General features: G+C 68.0%; 1 pseudogene. It reads right to left on the bottom strand.

Annotated elements, in window-relative coordinates:
* A pseudogene (locus AC1DX0_RS36890) lies at positions 1 to 523 on the bottom strand (hypothetical protein); the annotation flags it as partial.
* Between the last annotated feature and the right edge of the window lie 39 nt (positions 524 to 562).

Genomic DNA, 562 nt, shown 5'->3' with positions numbered 1-562 from the left:
AGGTAATCGTGTCGCTGGTTGCGGTGAGGCTGTCGCCGGTGTTCTCGGTGATCGAAGCGCCCGTCMCCGTGATCGTATCGGTGGCGCTGGCCGCGAAGGTCAGGACGTCCGTCGATACCGCCGCGATCGTCGCGCCGCTGCCCGAGATCGTATCGGTCGCGTTCGCGCCGGGCGTGATCGTGTCGCTGGTCGTCACATGGAGGGCGTTTCCGGTGCCCGACAGCGTTCCTGTGGCGCTTGAAGCGTAGGTGATCGTGTCGCCGGAGGCCGTCAGCGTGTCGCCGCTGCCCGCGTTGATCGYGTCGCCGCTGCCGGTCACCGTCGCCGTCGCGCTCGCCGCAACCGTGATTGTGTCACCGGAGGCCGTCAACACGTCGCCGGTCGCCGCGTTGATCGCGTTGCCGCTCCCGGTCACCGTCGCCGTCGCGCCCGCCGCAACCGTGATCGTGTCGCCCGACGCCGTCAGGACGTCGCCAGTCGCCTCATTGATATGGGCGCCCGTTCCAGTGATCGTGTCGGTCAAGCCCGCGCCAAACGTGATCGTGTCCGTCGAAACCACCGA

It is taken from the genome of Mesorhizobium sp. P3_A9 (assembly GCF_056402975.1).
The sequence above is the reverse complement of the archived record's forward strand: the minus strand, read 5'-3'. Positions and strand labels throughout refer to the sequence as shown.